Origin of the sequence: Bacillus capparidis (assembly GCF_017832095.1) — a bacterium.
Lineage (GTDB): Bacteria > Bacillota > Bacilli > Bacillales > Bacillaceae > Bacillus > Bacillus gobiensis.
Window position 1 is genome coordinate 374,511 of sequence record NZ_JAFDST010000001.1, and the last position, 17,817, is coordinate 392,327.

At 41.6% G+C, this 17,817-nt stretch carries 16 protein-coding genes; 14 read left to right on the plus strand and 2 right to left on the minus strand.

Features of this window, described 5'->3' with window-relative positions; genetic code table 11:
• Positions 1–214 precede the first annotated feature (214 nt).
• Entirely contained in the window at positions 215–1,258 is a 1,044-nt protein-coding gene (locus JOC74_RS01885; RefSeq protein ID WP_211086027.1) for a SepM family pheromone-processing serine protease, read from the plus strand.
• On the opposite strand, the gene JOC74_RS01890 is transcribed toward JOC74_RS01885, so the two are convergent.
• Positions 1,255–2,502, minus strand: coding sequence for a nucleotidyltransferase (locus JOC74_RS01890; protein WP_211086028.1), 1,248 nt, complete (start codon positions 2,500–2,502; stop codon positions 1,255–1,257). The two genes, JOC74_RS01885 and JOC74_RS01890, sit on opposite strands and share 4 nt — an antisense overlap.
• 215 nt (positions 2,503–2,717) lie before the next feature.
• Here JOC74_RS01890 and JOC74_RS01895 point away from each other — a divergent pair, with 215 nt between their 5' ends.
• From JOC74_RS01895 to gerR, 3 genes are all read left to right on the plus strand, one after another.
• Positions 2,718–3,239, plus strand: a complete 522-nt coding sequence (locus JOC74_RS01895; protein ID WP_053602705.1) for a YceD family protein — start codon at positions 2,718–2,720, stop codon at positions 3,237–3,239.
• Between the two features lie 21 nt (positions 3,240–3,260).
• Positions 3,261–3,437, plus strand: coding sequence for a 50S ribosomal protein L32 (gene rpmF / locus JOC74_RS01900; protein ID WP_053602706.1), 177 nt, complete (start codon positions 3,261–3,263; stop codon positions 3,435–3,437).
• A gap of 141 nt (positions 3,438–3,578) precedes the next feature.
• Complete coding sequence (gene gerR / locus JOC74_RS01905; protein WP_053602707.1) at positions 3,579–4,127, plus strand: sporulation-specific transcriptional regulator GerR; 549 nt, start codon at positions 3,579–3,581, stop codon at positions 4,125–4,127.
• 153 nt (positions 4,128–4,280) lie between these two features.
• Here gerR and JOC74_RS01910 read toward each other — a convergent pair whose 3' ends face one another.
• The gene (locus JOC74_RS01910) at positions 4,281–4,754 is read right to left on the minus strand and encodes an N-acetyltransferase (RefSeq protein ID WP_053602708.1); all 474 of its coding nucleotides are present in this window, start codon (positions 4,752–4,754) and stop codon (positions 4,281–4,283) included.
• A 175-nt stretch (positions 4,755–4,929) separates the two neighbouring features.
• Here JOC74_RS01910 and JOC74_RS01915 point away from each other — a divergent pair, with 175 nt between their 5' ends.
• The 10 genes from JOC74_RS01915 to murD all read left to right on the plus strand — a co-directional run bounded on the left by JOC74_RS01915 (position 4,930) and on the right by murD (position 17,784).
• Entirely contained in the window at positions 4,930–5,811 is an 882-nt protein-coding gene (locus tag JOC74_RS01915; protein ID WP_053602709.1) for a 2-dehydropantoate 2-reductase, read from the plus strand.
• 83 nt (positions 5,812–5,894) lie between these two features.
• Positions 5,895–7,514 carry a bacillithiol biosynthesis cysteine-adding enzyme BshC gene (bshC, locus tag JOC74_RS01920; protein WP_053602710.1) on the plus strand — a complete coding sequence of 540 codons (1,620 nt, stop codon included), beginning with the start codon at positions 5,895–5,897 and terminating at the stop codon, positions 7,512–7,514.
• Positions 7,515–7,641: 127 nt separating this feature from the next.
• Positions 7,642–8,073 (plus strand): division/cell wall cluster transcriptional repressor MraZ, encoded by a 432-nt coding sequence (mraZ, locus tag JOC74_RS01925; protein WP_211086029.1) that lies wholly within the window; start codon positions 7,642–7,644, stop codon positions 8,071–8,073.
• 61 nt (positions 8,074–8,134) lie between these two features.
• Complete coding sequence (rsmH, locus tag JOC74_RS01930; RefSeq protein WP_053602711.1) at positions 8,135–9,067, plus strand: 16S rRNA (cytosine(1402)-N(4))-methyltransferase RsmH; 933 nt, start codon at positions 8,135–8,137, stop codon at positions 9,065–9,067.
• Between the two features lie 46 nt (positions 9,068–9,113).
• Entirely contained in the window at positions 9,114–9,467 is a 354-nt protein-coding gene (gene ftsL / locus JOC74_RS01935) for a cell division protein FtsL (protein ID WP_053602712.1), read from the plus strand.
• 5 nt (positions 9,468–9,472) lie between these two features.
• Positions 9,473–11,623: a penicillin-binding protein gene (locus tag JOC74_RS01940; RefSeq protein ID WP_053605984.1), complete on the plus strand. Its 2,151-nt coding sequence runs from the start codon at positions 9,473–9,475 to the stop codon at positions 11,621–11,623.
• Between the two features lie 136 nt (positions 11,624–11,759).
• Positions 11,760–13,679: a stage V sporulation protein D gene (locus tag JOC74_RS01945; protein ID WP_053602713.1), complete on the plus strand. Its 1,920-nt coding sequence runs from the start codon at positions 11,760–11,762 to the stop codon at positions 13,677–13,679.
• A gap of 163 nt (positions 13,680–13,842) precedes the next feature.
• Positions 13,843–15,324 carry a UDP-N-acetylmuramoyl-L-alanyl-D-glutamate--2,6-diaminopimelate ligase gene (locus JOC74_RS01950; protein ID WP_053602714.1) on the plus strand — a complete coding sequence of 494 codons (1,482 nt, stop codon included), beginning with the start codon at positions 13,843–13,845 and terminating at the stop codon, positions 15,322–15,324.
• Positions 15,325–15,453: 129 nt separating this feature from the next.
• Positions 15,454–16,428 (plus strand): phospho-N-acetylmuramoyl-pentapeptide-transferase, encoded by a 975-nt coding sequence (gene mraY, locus JOC74_RS01955; RefSeq protein ID WP_053602715.1) that lies wholly within the window; start codon positions 15,454–15,456, stop codon positions 16,426–16,428.
• On the plus strand, positions 16,429–17,784 hold the full coding sequence (gene murD / locus JOC74_RS01960; protein WP_053602716.1) for a UDP-N-acetylmuramoyl-L-alanine--D-glutamate ligase: 1,356 nt from the start codon (positions 16,429–16,431) through the stop codon (positions 17,782–17,784).
• Positions 17,785–17,817 lie beyond the last annotated feature (33 nt).

The following is a 17,817-nucleotide window of genomic DNA, read 5'->3' on the forward strand; positions in this document are numbered from 1 at the left end:
TCTGCTTGTACTACTATACGGACATAGCTGCCCCATTTAGACCATAAACTTTGTGGAGGGATCATTGCTTTTATGTAGTGAGGACTATTCTGCTTTTTTTGCGGATTACTTTTCATTGAAAAAACAAAAAGGTATGATTAGAAGGAAACTGGCAAGCGAAAGAGAACATACATACGATTGTCGCTTTAAAGAAGAGATTTGGGGGTTCCAAATAATGAATAGAAAAAACTTAAACAGACTGGCCAGGCTGGTCATAATCGGTATTATATTGTGTATAGCTTTGACATTTGTTAAGCTTCCTTTTTATATCACACAGCCCGGAGGTGCAACTGAATTACAGCCTTTGATTCAAGTTGAGGGCGGCGATAAGGAGGCAGGGTCATTTTCACTTATGACTGTCCAGGTAGGGCCAGCAAATCCTCTCACGTTTTTGTGGGCCAAAATTCGCCCTTATCACGAAATCATGCCGGAAGCCAATTTTAAGCAAGAAGGCGAAACTGATGATGAATATATGAAAAGGCAGTTGCAAATGATGAACAGCTCCCAGCAAAGCGCCATTATCGCAGCTTATGAAAAAGCAGGGAAGGACGTAAAGACAACGTTTAATGGAGTATTTGCCTCGCAAATTGTTTCAGGTATGCCGGCTGCCGGAAAAATTGAAGTAGGTGACAAGATAATCAGCATCGACGGAAAATCATTCACGTCCTCTGAAGAGCTTATCCGCTATGTCGGAAACAAAAAAAACGGTGACACGATAAAGCTAACCGTTGAACGAGACAATAAAAAGAGAGAGATTGAGATGAAGCTGCAAGCCTTCAAGGAGGATCCGAAGCGAGTCGGAATGGGTGTCGGATTAATGACTGATCAAAAAGTCGAAGTAAACCCGGAAATCAATGTGAAGATTGAACACATTGGCGGCCCGTCCGCAGGTCTGATGATGACGCTCGAGATTTATAATCAGCTGACAGAAGGAGATGAAACGAAGGGCTACCATATTGCTGGTACAGGGACGATGGATCCTAAAGGCAATGTTGGAGCCATCGGCGGCATTAAACAGAAGGTAGTCGGGGCAGATGATGCCGGTAATGAGATCTTTTTTGCGCCGGTCGATGGCGGGAATTACGATGATGCACTCGTTGCAGCCAAAGACATTAAAACAAAAATGAAAATTGTCCCTGTAAAAACGTTAGATGACGCTTTAAATTACTTAAATAAGCTAAAACCAAAAAGCACCAGAGTTCGGGTGCTTTTCTCTTAGCGCAGAAACGTTTTGTTCTGTTCATCGTAAAGAATTGGTAGGTCGGAAAATTCCTCTTTGCTGAACCTTGATTGCATCGGCTCGTTGATGGCGGCTCCGTAAACTCTTGATGCTTTTAAATCAAGTTCCAACGAAGGATGCGAAACGGAAGAGGCTTTGCTTACGACCGTAGATTTCGAATCTTTTTTAATGGCAGATAAATATTCTTTACCCTTTAATGAAAAACCTAACAGACGGATACAGGGTACAGTTGATTCAAATAGAGCATTCTCCACGTCTTTTTTTGTCGTATTCGTCAAAATATGAACAGTCATTCGCTGCAGACGGGTCCACGTATATCGTTTCGTCTTCAAGGTTTCCATATACTCTTGAAATGAATGGGCATGCTTGATCGCTTTAAAAATTCTGTTTTCAAGCCCTTCCTCAACTTCATAGATTTTCTGCAGGTCCTGCTTTGTCATCGAATTCAAGCGATATTTTAAAAATGGAAAATAACTCTCTAGAGTATGCCATATCTGATAGGAATGATAATAGGCACCCAACTCGCTGACAGACGCTTTCGGGAGATATGGCTCACTGCTTTTTGTTTGTAAACTGCCGAGAAGCTCTTTACGGATACTCGTTGCACTGGCGATGCCGGCATTTCTTGAAGGAAGCAAAGGATCATGAAATTCGGCAGATATACGCTTAGAAGTTGCTGGTTTCATCCCGAGTTTTTTATCAACTATCGCTTTTACGTAATGAAAGCCCAGAATGTTATTTGGCTTTGATAAATCAAGAGGCTGTTTGGAACAGAATGCACCTTTTAAAGCGAGTGACATTGCCTTCGGATAGCTGTTTCCTTCTTTCAGAAAAGATTGTGCAAGCTGGTCAATGTGCGAACGGTTCGTGTTGTATTGTGACGCAGCCTCCAAGAACGAACGGATGTTACCGCTTTCGCTGCCGAAAAATAAAGAATCGCAGCCGAGAGAAGATAAGATGGAAACAGCACCTTCTGCAAAGGTTTCTGCTTTTTGAACAGCATACACATATGGAAGTTCGACGATGATATCTACTCCGTTTTGAAGAGCCATTCGCGTACGGGAAATTTTTGAAACGATCGCCGGTTCCCCCCGTTGTAAAAACGATCCGCTCATTGTTGCGATTGCCACTTCGCTTTCAGTCTGTGCTATCGCTTCCTTCAAATGATAGGCATGCCCATTATGAAAAGGATTGTACTCAACCACCAACCCTGCTGCTTTCATCCGATTCACCTTCTTGAATTGATAATAATGTTTGTGTTAAAGTATCAAAAGACCCTATCCTAAAGGTCGATTCCCTTGTTATTGCCTTTCGATTAGTTTATATAACAGGCGGAAAGCTTGTCAATGTAAGTAAATGTTGTGTAAAGAAAAAATATTGACAAAACGAGTTCAAAAAAGCTATAATCTTGTTTGTTGCTCTTACGAGGTGATAACCTATGAAATGGACAGTTTATCAGTTAAATCAGCTTGCGCACAAAGGTCTGGAATTTGATGAAACGCTTGAATTAGATGAACTGACGAAAGCGAATACAGATATACGCCGGATTTCGCCAATAAGGGTGAAGGGCAAAGCTGACATTGACTCAAAACAAGCTGCATTTGACTTTACAATATCCGGAGAAATGACGTTACCGTGTTCAAGGACGCTTGTTGACGTGATCCATCCATTTACGCTAACGACCAAAGAACTATTTTCGTTCTATGGCGAAGAAGAGGAATTGGATGACGATGACTTCCATATTGCTGAAAATGACATTGTTGACTTGACTCCGATAATAAAAGAAGAAATTCTTCTTGAAGTTCCTATGCAAATTTTTGCTGATTCAAAGGAAAAACCGGGAGCTGCTCCGCAAAAAGGCCAGGACTGGCAGGTCGTCAGTGAGGAAGAGCACGAAAACCGAGTGGATCCGAGGTTAGCAGATTTAAAAAAATTGTTAAACAATGATAACGAATCGTAACTCTATAAGGAGGTGGGAATAATGGCTGTACCTTTCAGAAGAACGTCCAAAACGAGAAAAAGATTGCGTCGTACTCATTTTAAATTACAAGTGCCTGGTATGGTAGAATGCCCGGACTGCGGAGAGATGAAAATTTCTCATCGTGTCTGCAAAAACTGTGGTTCATATAAAGGCAAAGAAGTAAAATCTTCAAACTAATGTATGATAAGAGCATTTGGCAAATAGCCAGATGCTTTTTTTAATTTAAAAGAATTTATTTTTGATTCGAAAAGCCATTTAGTCTATCTACTCTATTATCAGCATATGTATGATGTAAAAAGCGATATGGAGGGATATTCTTTGACGATAACAAGGCAGGATGCGTGGACTCAAGACGAAGATTTGCTCCTGGCAGAGGTCGTGCTCAGGTCAATCAGAGAAGGCGGCACACAGCTTTCGGCATTTGAGGAAGTGGGCAGGAAACTGACGAGAACGGCAGCTGCATGCGGCTTTCGCTGGAATTCATACGTTAGAAAACAATATCAATCAGGGATTGAAGCGGCAAAAAAACAGCGAAAAGAGCTTAGAAAGAAATTGGGTGTGCATGCCACTCACTTTACTAACGAGCTAACGGCCTATCAGCCGGAAACAACGAATAGCCTCTCAATACAGGATGTGATCCGTTTTTTGGAGCAATATGAACAAACTCCTTTGAACAGCGATCTTCAGGCAGAAAAAAATCAATTGGCTGAAAGAGTGGAAGAACTAAAAAAAGAGGCGGACGCATTAAAAGAAGAAAACTCAGAATTAAAAAACAAGTTGCGGGCGAAGGAAAATGACTATAAAGCCCTAATAGAAATAATGGACCGCGCAAGACAAATTGTCTCCTTTCAAGAAGAAAGAAAATAATACATTCTTTTAAACGCAAGAACCGGCCAAACTATTGACCGGTTTTTATTTATTCCCGCACTTTGTCAGTTAGAACTGGTGTCCTTGCTTCACCCGCATTTGGCGGGGGTAATGTACGGAGACTAATTGGGCAGTGCCTCAAAATCACAATATTTAGGCTGATTCTGAAGTCTGCGTCTCATCCTTTGGCTGCCAGACGAGAGGGTTTTCTCCCTTGTCTCTTAACAGATCGTATTTTACACTTGTGAAGTCCATTTTCTCCCAAAACCCTTCAGATTTGACGCGAGGGCTGGTTTTTATCGGCAGGCCGAATGATTTCGCGTAATCCACTAGCATCCTGCCATATCCTTTACTTTGATAGCCGGGGAGGACCTCAAGCTTCCATAGCTCCAAATAATTATGTCTGTTTTCAAAGTACTCATTATAGCGCCCATCCACTTGATATAAACTCATACGCGCAACTAATGTGTTGCCGTAATAGATCCCGTAAAAAGGAGACGTGCTGTCATTTTCAATGATATTGTTTTCTAAATCCTCATACATTGAAAGCTCTTGTATTCCGTACTCCCTGAATTTTTTAAATTCCTCCAGCGTTTTATAATTGATGAGCAATCGTTCAACCTTCATTTTTATTTCCCCCTTGTCGTAATACTTACTTCTATTGTAAGCGTTTTTATGAAATGTTCAAAAGATATGTGCTTTTTCCTCGTGCTTGCGGACTCATTTCTTTTCAATGAAAGCCGATCATGTATAATGAGTAGAATATACTCCAATACACACGAAACATAAGGATGTGAAAATATTGAAACTGGCTGTATTGGGCGGTGGAGCTGTCGGTCTTCTTACTGCATTTTATTTATCGCAGGCACATACAATTACAGTTATTACAAGAAGTCAAAAACAAGCGGAAATCCTAAACATGCATGGGATTACTATAAGCAAAGACGGAAAAGAAGAAACCAGAAAGGTACATGCTGCTCATAAAAGTGAAGAAGCATTTGATTTATGTCTGGTAACAGTCAAGCAAAATCAGCTGCATTCGGTTCGCAATACGATTGAAACCTTAAACTGCGATCGTTTTTTATTTTTGCAAAACGGCATGGGGCATCTCTCCTTTATGGGAAATATTTCACAATCAAAGGAGGTATATGTCGGGATCGTTGAGCATGGCGTGGTAAAAATGGATGCAGCCCATATCATACATACTGGTAACGGCTGCGTGAGGTGGGGAGCTTACAGCGCTTGCGATAAATACATGCTGGCAAAAGAGCTTGCGAAGACTCATGAAAGCTTTCCGTTTGTTTTCTCAGACAACTGGCGCCAGATTCTTATTGAGAAATTGCTCATCAATGCTTGCATTAATCCAATGACAGCATTACTAAATGTAAAGAATTGCGAGCTTTTGGCTAATCCTGCTTATCTAGCGTTTATGGAGCAAATATTTAATGAGGCTGTGAGTGTCCTTCAAGTGCATGAAGTTGAATCCTCTTGGAAGAAGGTTCTTGCCGTTTGTGAAAAAACAGCAGAAAATACGTCCTCGATGCGGGCGGATTTGCTGAATGGCCGAAAAACAGAAATCGATGCTATTCTCGGTTACCTGATAAATGAAGCAAATGCGAAGGGGAAAGTCGTTCCGCACTTATCATTTCTGTTTGCAAGCATAAAAGCAGCTGAACCTTCTTAAGCAAACTTTTTTCTATTTTTTATTTTCCGTGCTATACTCATTTCGGAAATCTAACTATTTTTTTATGAGAAAGGAAGTTCCGCATGCAGCTTACTGCACTTTCCATACAAAGTAAAAATCCTTTTGTACGAGACTACATAGAGGGAAAAAAAGACGTATTGAATTTTTTTGATTATGATATGACGAATGATCGTGTATGGGAAGACAGGTTAAATGATCTTTCTTTTCGAACGTTCTCCAGAGATACACTGGCTGATTATTTACTTGAATATCATAAAAAATTCAAATCTGATGAAATGAACCTCTCCATTGAAAAAATCAGAAATCCAAATAGCGTAATGATTGTCGGTGGCCAGCAGGCAGGATTGCTTACCGGGCCGCTTTATACCATACATAAAGTAATAAGCATTATCGTTTTGGCAAAAGAGAAGGAAGAACAACTGCAAGTACCTGTGATTCCTCTATTCTGGGTTGCCGGAGAAGATCATGACATAGAAGAAATAAATCATGTGTTCACAGCTGAAAATGGGAGATTATCTAAAAAGAAGCTTTCTCAGAATCAAGTAAAGAAATCATGTGCTTCGAGGACATTGCTCGATAAAAGAAAATGCAAAGACTGGATCGATGAAGTATTTAAAACATATGGTGAAACCGAATATACATTGAGCCTAATGGAAGAATTATATCGATGTTTGGACTGTTCAGATACGTATGTTGAATTTTTCGAGCAAATTATCGCAAATTTGTTTCAGGAAGATGGTTTGCTTCTGCTTAATTCCGGGGATCCCGGGCTTAGAAAGCTAGAGACAGAATTTTTTCAAGAACTTCTAGAGAAAAATGATGACCTTGCAGATGCACTTGAAGCACAGCAAGAAGATATTGCTAAAGCGGGATATTCGAACGTCATCGATTATCAAGAGAAGCATGCCAATCTATTTTATGAATTCGATGGTGAAAGGTTTTTAATTCGAAAATCAAATGGAAACTACACCATTCATGATTTAGGGATAGAATGGTCTGAGGATGAATTAATCCAAGTAATCAAAGAGACCCCTGAAGCATTCAGCAATAATGTAGTAACTCGCCCGTTGATGCAGGAATTTCTTTTGCCTACACTCGCATTTATCGCAGGGCCGGGTGAACTGTCTTATTGGGCAGAGCTTAAACGCATATTTCACATCATGGATTTTAAGATGGCGCCGCTCGTTCCTAGGTTGAATATATCGATTTTGGAACGCCATATCGATACAAAACTGCTTGAAAGAAACCTGGAGCTTTCAGATGTAATCGAAAATGGTGTGGAAAGATGGAAGAATCGCTATTTTACAGATCGTATTCCTGAAGACTTCGAAGCCTCTCTGCTGCAGGCAAAAACAGAAATAGAATCGATTCATTCGCGTCTGCGGTACGAAGCGCTGCAAATTGACAACAGCCTGGAAGGAGTAGTAAAGAAAAACGCTGCATTCATTCAGCAGCAGCTAGATTTCTTAGACCATTCCGTAAAGAAAAGCGTTAAAAGAAGAGAAGATCGTGTATTGCGTGATTTCGACAGAATCCAAACGAGTTTGTGCCCGGACTCTTCGCTTCAGGAAAGAATTTGGAACATCATGTATTATTTAAACAAGTACGGGCCAGATTTTATCAAAAGATTCAAAAGTCTGCCATTTTCTTTTCAAAACAAGCATAACGTTGTCAAACTTTGAAATAAAGTTTTAAAAAACCCTTGCTATTTCAGGGTTTTTTTTTATGCAAAAAGAGTGTAAAATAAAGTTGTGGAGAGAAGTGGTGGATAGTGGGGAGTATAGGTGAGGAAGTGGGGTTTGAGCATCCATGTTTATGGGGGAATATCAGCACTCGATTGATACAAAAGGCCGCATGATCATTCCCGCCAAGTTCAGGGAAGGACTTGGAGAGCAGTTCGTTTTAACTAGAGGACTTGATCAATGCTTATTTGGCTATCCCCTTAATGAATGGAAGGTCATTGAAGAAAAATTAAAAGCTCTCCCGCTTACAAAAAAAGACGCCCGCGCGTTTACCCGCTTTTTTTTCTCCGGTGCCGTTGAGTGTGAATTGGACAAGCAAGGAAGAATAAACATACCAACCTCGCTTTTGTCCTATGCAAAGCTTGAAAAAGATTGTACAGTTATCGGCGTTTCAAATCGAATTGAATTGTGGAGTAAAAATGTTTGGGAACAATATATAGAGAACCAAGAGGATTCATTTGCTGAAATCGCTGAAAATATGATCGGATTTGATATATAATGAATCCTTGTGTGAAAAACTCGCGTTTCCAATCGATTTGAAAAAGGTGGTAATAAACAGCATGTTTCAACATAAAACAGTATTGCTAAAAGAGACCGTAGACGGTTTGAATGTAAAGAAAAACGGCACATATGTAGATTGCACACTCGGTGGCGCAGGACATAGTACATACATCCTGTCACAGTTGTCGGAAGAGGGGAAACTGATTGCTTTTGATCAGGATGACGCGGCACTTAAGCATGCGAAAGCAGTACTCTCTGATCAGTTGGGAGAGGTTGTGCTGATTAAAAGCAATTTTCGCTATTTAAAAACAAAACTAAACGAAATAGGAATTGATAGCGTGGACGGCATTTTGTTTGATCTGGGAGTTTCTTCTCCTCAGCTGGACACGCCGGAAAGAGGCTTCAGCTATCATTACGATGCACCTCTCGATATGAGAATGGATCAATCAGCAGAATTTACTGCCAAGCATGTCGTTAATGAGTGGAGCTTTGACCAATTGGCCAAAATTTTCTTTCGATATGGGGAAGAAAAATTCAGCAAGCAAATCGCCAGAAAAATTGAATCCTATCGCGAACAAAAAACGATCGAAACGACAGGAGAACTAGTTGAGATTATTAAAGATGTGATTCCCGCACCTGCCAGGAGGAAAGGGGGGCATCCGGCTAAGAGGATTTTTCAAGCCATCCGAATTGCCGTTAATGATGAGTTAAAGGCATTTGAAGAAGCACTCGAGCAGGCGGTCGATGTTCTTAAGCCTGGAGGAAGGATCTCAGTGATTACCTTTCACTCTCTTGAGGACCGGATATGCAAATCGACTTTTAAAAACTTGTCCTCTATGCCAGATCTTCCGCATGGGCTTCCCGTAATTCCGGAAGGATACGAGCCGAAAATTAAACTAGTGACAAGAAAACCAATTACTGCATCTATTCAGGAGCTGGAGGAAAACAACCGAGCCCGTTCTGCCAAGCTCAGAATTGCAGAAAAATGTTAACCGTTGCAGCTTTCACAAGCCGCTTATAAATAAGGAGGTACAGAGTATGAGTAATTTAGCCTATAACGTAGAGAAACAGCAAGAACGTTCTCAACAATACGAACAAACGGTTGTAATCAAACGAAGGGCATCCATCACATTAGGAGAAAAGGTCTTAATCGTTCTCTTTGTGCTGGCCGTTCTCAGTGTCTCTATTTTCATTATTAACAAAGCCTTTGCGGCATATGAAACGAACCTGGAAGTTCAAAAGCTTGAAGAACTGGTGTCTACTGAATCCATTGAGATTGAAGATTTAGAAACGGAAAGAAAGGATTTGATGATGCCTGAACGGATCATGAAAATCGCCAAAAAGCACGGATTGAATTTACAGGATAAAAAAGTGAAAAACGTACGGGATTGATGCTTATGCCAACTAAAAATCGATTTATGAACAGAGGAGCTGCAATACTTAGTATTTGTTTTGCCCTCTTTTTCTTTGTCATTTTTTCTAGATTTGCATATATACAGGCGACAGGGAAAGTTGAGGGGGAAGTACTGGCTGCAAAAGCTCACGAACAATACGAAAAAGGACGGACGATCTCGGGGCAGCGGGGATCAATCCTTGATCGAAACGGAGAAGCGATCGCTGAAGACGCCCCTTCCTATACAATCATAGCGGTTTTGGACAAAGATATGACGACGGATATTAATCATCCAAAGCACGTGCAAGATAAAGCAAAGACCGCTAAGGAGCTCGCCCCTATTTTGGAAATGGATGAGGGTGAAATACTTGACATCCTGAATAAAGAAGGAAGAGATCAAGTGGAGTTTGGAAGGGCCGGCCGGGACATTTCTATTGAAAAAAAAGAAGAAATTGAAAAGCTTGAGCTCCCGGGCATCGCCTTTACCAGGGATTCTAAACGCTATTATCCTAATGGAATGTTTGCAAGCAGCTTAATCGGTTATTCAACGTATAACAATGAGCTAAAGCAAATGACAGGCGTCATGGGGCTGGAAAAGAACTTGAACAATTATCTTGTGAAAAAAGATGGATTTGTGTCTTATGAAAGTGATCGAGCCGGCTGGAAGCTTCCGAACAGCAAGGATAAAATTACTCCTCCTGAAAATGGAAAAGATGTACATTTAACGATTGATAAAAAACTGCAAACGGTTCTTGAAGACAGTATGTCAGAGGCTGCAAAAAAATACGAGCCGAAAAAAATAATGGCAGCCGTAATGAATCCGAAAACAGGTGAAATTTTAGCTGTCGGTCAAAGGCCTAGCTTTGACCCAAATAAACGGGATATAACGAACTATTACAATGATATCGTTTCTTATCCGTTTGAACCGGGTTCCACGATGAAAATATTCACCTTGGCCGCTGCAGTGGAAGAAGGCGTCTTTAACGCTGCAGAAAAGTATCATTCGGGAACCTACAAAGTAGGAAAGTCGGAAATCGGTGACCATAATAACGGTAAAGGCTGGGGCGAAATTAACTTTCAAGAAGGGGTCGAGCGGTCGTCAAATGTGGCATTTGCCATTCTGGCCAACGAAAAACTTGGTGCCAATCGCTTTAACCAATATTTGCGCAAGTTCCATTTTTACGATAAAACAGGGGTTGACATGCCAGGTGAGGCTGAGAGCACGATCAATTTCAAATATGACATTGAAAAAGTGACAAATTCATTCGGACAGGGCTCAGCCATCACCCCTATCCAACAGCTTCAGGCAGCTACAGCGATCGCGAACAACGGTAAGATGATGAAGCCTTATGTGATTGATCATATTACCGATCCCAACAATAAAGATAAAACGGTCCTGCAAAACAGTCCGAAATCAGCAGGACAGCCAATCTCTGCTGATACGGCAAAACAAGTCCGCGACATATTGGAAAAAGTCGTCACTTCTAAAAACGGAACTGGAAAACCATACAAAATTGACGGCTTTGACATCGCGGGTAAAACGGGGACAGCTCAGCTTGCCGGTGATGATGGAAAGCTGTTAACCGGACATGAAAACTATATTTTCTCTTTTCTCGGCATGGCGCCAAAGGATGATCCCGAGCTTGTCGTTTATGTGGCAGTGCAGCAGCCGAAATTAAAGGCTACAGAATCAGGATCAGCTCCGGTGTCTTCCATTTTTAAACCGGTGATGGAGAACGGCCTCCATTACTTAAATATTAAACCGAAAGAAAATGCTGAGCAGGAAAAACCAGTTGAAAAAGAAGAGTCCTATGCTTTGACTGATTTTACCGGAATGAGAATGCAGACGGCTGAAAAGCAAGTTAAAGATGAAGGATTCACACCGGTCATAATTGGTGACGGCACAGCGGTTCATAAGCAATCTCCGAGTCCGGAAACCGGCATAATCGCTAAAGAAAAAGTTTTTCTGACATCCGATGGACCGGTTAAAATGCCTGATATGACAGGCTGGTCACGAAGAGATGTGTTGAATTACTCCAGTTTGTCCGGGATTCATTTTGAGCTGAACGGGCAGGGATTTGCGACGAAGCAAAGCGTAAAAGCTGGAAAAGAGATTAATGGAAAATCTACGGTGAAAATCGAATTTACGAAGTAGATTCTGGGGAAAGCTTAATGCGGCTCTTTCGCATTAAGCTTTCTTTTTAAACAACCGAGCTGGCGGGATAACGCGTTCTATATCACTTCTTGCAGGCATACTATGAAACAAGCCTAAAGAAGGAGTGAACGTACTCTTGCGTGTCTCTAATGTAACCGTCAGAAAGCGTTTGTTTATGATTTTGCTGTTTGGCTTTGTAGCGTTTTTGATTATTGATGCCAGACTTGGATTTGTCCAATTTCTAATGGGAGAAGAGCTGACGAATAAAGCGAAGGATTCCTGGAGCCGGAATCTGCCTTTTGAGCCGGAGCGAGGAGAGATCCTGGATCGGAATGGAGTAAAATTGGCAACGAACCAAAGTGCACCTTCGATTTTAGTCGTTCCCAGACAAATTGAGGATCCTGTTAAAGCAAGCAAAAAGCTTGCGGCTGTTTTAAATATGTCCGAAGAAAAGGCCTATAAGCACCTAACGAAAAAAATCTCAATAGAAAGAATTAGTCCGGAAGGCAGAAAGATTTCCCATGAAAAAGCAACGGAAGTGAGAGATTTAGGGTTAAAGGGCGTCTATATCGCAGAAGACAGCATCCGTCACTATCCGTTTGGGAGTTACCTTTCCCACGTTCTTGGGTTTGCGGGAATCGACAACCAGGGACTGCTTGGTCTGGAAGCCTTTTATGACGATGATTTAAAAGGAACGAAAGGGTCTGTGCAATTTTATTCTGATGCTAAAGGAAAGCGAATGCCTGGCGAAGCCGATGATTTTACTCCTCCAGAAGACGGACTTGATCTAAAGCTGACAATAGATTCGAAGGTACAGACGATTGTTGAAAGAGAATTGGACAATGCAGAAGCAAAATATAATCCGGATGGGATCGTAGCCGTGGCCATGAATCCGAAAAACGGTGAAATTTTAGCGATGGCAAGCCGGCCGGACTTTGATCCTGCTAACTATAAAACGGTTGATCCGAAAATTTATAATCGTAATTTACCAGTTTGGAGCACATATGAGCCCGGTTCTACGTTTAAAATTATTACTCTTGCAGCAGCATTAGAAGAGAACAAAGTGAATCTAGGTAAAGATCATTTTTATGACAGAGGGTATACTGAGGTAGACGGAGCAAGGCTGAGGTGCTGGAAAAAAGGAGGCCACGGCCACCAATCGTTCCTTGAAGTCGTGCAAAATTCATGTAACCCAGGCTTTGTAGAGCTAGGAACCCGGCTGGGCAAAAATGAATTGTTCAAATATATTAATGGTTTTGGATTTGGAAAAAAAACAGGGATAGATCTGCAGGGGGAAGGAAGAGGGATCCTCTTTCCGCTTGATCGAGTCGGACCTGTAGAGCAGGCAACAACTGCCTTTGGCCAAGGGGTTTCCGTCACCCCAATTCAACAAGTGGCCGCCGTTTCCGCAGCAATTAACGGGGGCACCTTATATACGCCGTACATAGCCAAAGAGTGGGTGGATCCGGTAACGAAAAAAACGGTGAAAAAACAAGCCCCGATGGCCAAAAAGCAAGTAATTTCAGAAGAAACGTCAAAGGAAATCCGTTTTGCGCTTGAAAGCGTAGTTGCCCAAGGAACTGGAAGAAACGCATTCGTGGAAGGATACCGGGTGGGAGGAAAAACAGGAACGGCTCAAAAGGTGAAAGACGGAAAATATTTAAAAAATAACCATATCGTTTCTTTTATAGGCTTTGCTCCCGCGGATGATCCTGCCGTTGTCGTTTATGTAGCGGTGGACAATCCTAAGGGCACAGTCCAATTTGGCGGAACCGTTGCAGCTCCGATTGTTGGGAACATCATGAGAGACAGTCTTCCTCAATTGGGAGTAAAACAAAGAAAGAATCAGATTGAAAAAGAATACAAGTGGCTGGACACAAAACTTGTAGAAGTGCCGAACGTTATAGGGTTGTCATTAGAAGAGCTTGAACAGCTTATGGTAAATCTTCAAGTAGATGTTTCCGGAAGCGGAAATAAAGTTGTACAGCAATCTCCTAAGCCCGGCACAAAGGTGAAGGAGGGTTCTACGATTCGCTTATTTTTAAGTGATGAGTAAACGAGGATTTGCAGGCAGTCTGCGAACGTGATAGGCAGTCTGCCCTAGTACATATAATTATTGGTGTGGATGAATCGATCATTTTACGCTAAAATATATCATGGATCACTGGAAATAATGCTTTTTTCCTTATTTTTTATAAATGCCTGAGAGGTTTGATAGAATGAGATTGAAAGAGCTTCTTAAGTTCCTTATGGATAATCAACATGAAGCAAAAGACATAAGCGAAAACCCTGAGATTACCTCATTGGAGATGGACTCCAGAGAGGTGGAAAAAGGAAGTCTTTTTATTTGCATAAACGGTTTTACAGTTGATGGACATGACTTTGCAAAAAGCGCAGTTGAAAAGGGAGCTGCGGCCATCCTTGCTGAAAAGCCTTTATCACTTAATGTTCCTGTAATTGTCGTTAATGATACGAAACGAGCGATGGCGATTCTCTCAGATGCTTTTTACGGGCAGCCTACACACCATTTGCAGCTGATTGGCGTAACGGGTACAAACGGGAAGACATCGACTACCCACATGATTGAGAGAATTTTAGAGAATGCAGGAAAAAAAACTGGGTTAATCGGAACGATGTATACAAAAATGAACAATGAAACCTTCGATACGAAAAACACGACACCTGAAAGCATCACCTTACAAAAGACATTTAAAAAAATGGTTGATCTTGAAGTTGATTCAGCGATTATGGAAGTATCCTCTCATGCATTGGATATGGGAAGAGTCAGAGGCTGCGACTATGACGTTGCTGTATTTACAAATTTAACCCAAGATCATCTTGACTACCATAAGACAATTGCAGAATACATGCACGCGAAGGGCCTGCTGTTTTCGCAGCTGGGGAATTCTTTTGATTATAATAAGCCGAAGTGGGCCGTAATAAACATCGATGATCCGGCAGCTTCCTATTTTTCTAAGATTACTTCAGCTCGGCTGTTGACGTATAGCTTAAATGAGCAGGCAGACGTTATGGCTGAACAAATTGAATTTTCTCCTAATGGAACTACATTTCATTTAAAAACGTATGCAGGCTCAAAAAACGTTACGATTCCGCTTTTGGGCCGGTTTAATGTGTACAATGTACTGGCAGCGGCGGCGGCTTGCCTTGCAGCGGGTGTGTCCTTTGATGATACCGTAAGCGGCATTGAAAAGCTTGAGGGAGTCAGAGGCAGGTTTGAACCTGTCATTGCCGGCCAAGATTTTTCAGTCATTGTGGATTACGCCCATACGCCTGACAGTCTCGAAAATGTATTAAAAACCTGCAAAGGTATGACAGAGAGCAAGCTTTCTGTTGTCGTTGGCTGTGGAGGAGACAGAGATAAAACGAAGCGCCCAAAAATGGCGCAAATAGCTGTTTCACTTGCTGATGAAGCGATCTTTACGTCGGATAATCCGAGAAGCGAAGATCCGTTAGCCATTCTAAAAGACATGGAGGATGGTGTTCCCGGCGCTTATTACCACAGCATCAGCAATCGTGAAAAAGCGATTTTCTTTGCCATTGCGAATGCTAAAAAAGGCGATACTGTCCTTATCGCCGGCAAAGGGCATGAAACTTATCAGCTGATCCAAGACAAAGTTTATGAATTTGATGATTTAAAGGTGGCCGAAAAAGCCATCATGGAGTTAAATAAACAAAAATAACCTCCCTTCATTAGGATATGACATGATTGATAGAAAAGAGTTGTTAGGAAATGAACGTACGAACGATACTTTGGCAAAAAAAAATACTTATACAACAATGTGCTTCTCGAATGGGAGGTGGAATGAACTATGCTTGAGCAGGTCATTTTGTTTACCATCATAATGGGCTTTTTAATTAGTGCTTTATTGTCGCCTGTTTTTATTCCGTTTTTGCGAAGGCTGAAATTTGGCCAAAGCATTAGAGAAGAAGGGCCACAGAGTCATATGAAAAAAACAGGAACACCGACGATGGGAGGTATCATGATCATTGCTTCGATTGTGGTTACCACTATCGCCATGACCTTGAAGTTTTCTGAAATCGGGCTGGAAGTCTATTTATTGCTTTTTGTGACATTAGGCTACGGATTGCTGGGCTTTTTGGATGATTACATCAAAGTTGTCATGAAGAGAAATCTTGGCTTAACATCTAAACAAAAGCTCTTAGGACAAGTGATTATAGCCGTTATTTTCTATATTTTCTTACTCCAGATGGATCTTTCTACAGCATTGAGAATTCCTGGAACAGATTTTGAATTTGATTTAGGGTGGGCTTACATCCTTCTCATTTTATTCATGCTTGTCGGAGGGTCGAACGCAGTGAATTTGACTGACGGACTCGACGGGCTGTTATCAGGCACAGCGGCGATCGCTTTTGGAGCCTTTGCTATTTTGGCATGGAATCAGTCACAATTCGAGGTTGCCATTTTTTCAGTTGCCGTAGCGGGAGCGGTGCTTGGATTTCTCGTATTTAATGCCCATCCGGCGAAAGTGTTTATGGGAGATACGGGTTCGCTTGCATTAGGAGGAGCAATCGTTGCAGTCAGCATATTAACCAAATTAGAATTTCTGCTTGTCATCATCGGCGGGATTTTCGTGATTGAGACACTGTCTGTTATTATTCAAGTCATTTCCTTTAAAACGACGGGAAAGAGAGTTTTTAAAATGAGTCCGCTGCACCACCATTATGAGCTTTCCGGCTGGTCAGAGTGGAGAGTCGTTACCACCTTTTGGGCTACAGGCCTCCTCTTCGCAGCCTTAGGAATTTACATTGAGGTGTGGTTATAAGTGGAAACAAAAAAATGGTTTGAAAAGAAAACAATCCTTGTTCTTGGTCTTGCCAAAAGCGGTTTCGCAGCTGCAAAGCTTCTTCATCAGAATGGAGCGAATGTCGTTGTAAACGATAAGCAGCCTTTTAAGGAGAATTATGCTGCACAAAAGCTGCAGGAAGCAGGATTTGAAGTAATATGCGGTGATCATCCAATTTCATTGTTTGACACGAATTCCTTTGATCTATTAATAAAAAATCCTGGAATTCCTTATGAAAATGTAATGGTCCAAGAAGCGTTAAAACGAAATATCCCGATTTGGACGGAAATCGAGCTGGCGTACTTATTAACCGAGGCCAGGTTTATTGGAATTACCGGGTCAAATGGCAAGACGACAACGACGACCCTTATATATGAAATGTTAAAAGCCGATCATAAACAAGCGAAAATTGCCGGGAATATCGGTACAGTTGCATGTGAAGTAGCTGCCCATGCGGAGAAAGACGATTGGATAGTGACTGAGCTTTCATCTTTTCAGCTGATGGGAACGAAAACGTTCAGGGCAAATATCGGCATTATATTAAATGTTGTCGATGCGCACCTTGATTACCATCACACGCGTCAGTCTTACGAGCAGGCGAAGCAGGCCGTTTATAAAAATCAGCTGAAAGATGATACTGCTATTATCAATGCAGACGATGAAACCGTCTGCCGCTTAGCTGAAGCTTCATCGGGCAAAAAAGTCTATTTTTCTTTGACCCAGCAAATCGAAAACGGAGCTTGTATAAAAAACGAAACGATCTATTTTAATCAAAACCCAATTATTGAACGAAAAGATGTCGTTCTACCCGGGGCGCACAACCTCGAAAATATTCTTGCCGCCATTTGTGCTGTAAAACAAGCTGGCGTTTCGAATGAAGCCATCCGAGAGGTATTAACCACATTTTCCGGAGTGAAGCACCGGCTTCAATACGTGGCAGAATTCAATGGCAGAAAATTTTACAATGACAGTAAGGCGACGAATCTTTTGGCGACAAGCAAAGCACTTGATGCCTTTAAGCAGCCGGTTATCCTTTTAGCAGGCGGTCTCGACCGGGGAAACGAGCTAGACGGATTAAAAGAGCACATGGGCAATGTGAAAACGATTGTTACATTTGGACAAACTGCCGGAAAATTTCAAAAGCTTGGGAGAGAATTAGGAATACATCAGATCAAACGTGTCGATAATGTTGAACAAGCAGTATTAGAGGCGTATAAACTTTCTGAAGCAAATGATATTATTTTGCTCTCTCCCGCTTGTGCAAGCTGGGACCAGTTTAAAAGTTTTGAAGATCGGGGAGACATGTTTATATCAGCCGTGCATATGCTTAAATAAGGGTTTGTCTATCCTTTAGGACAGCCCAAATTA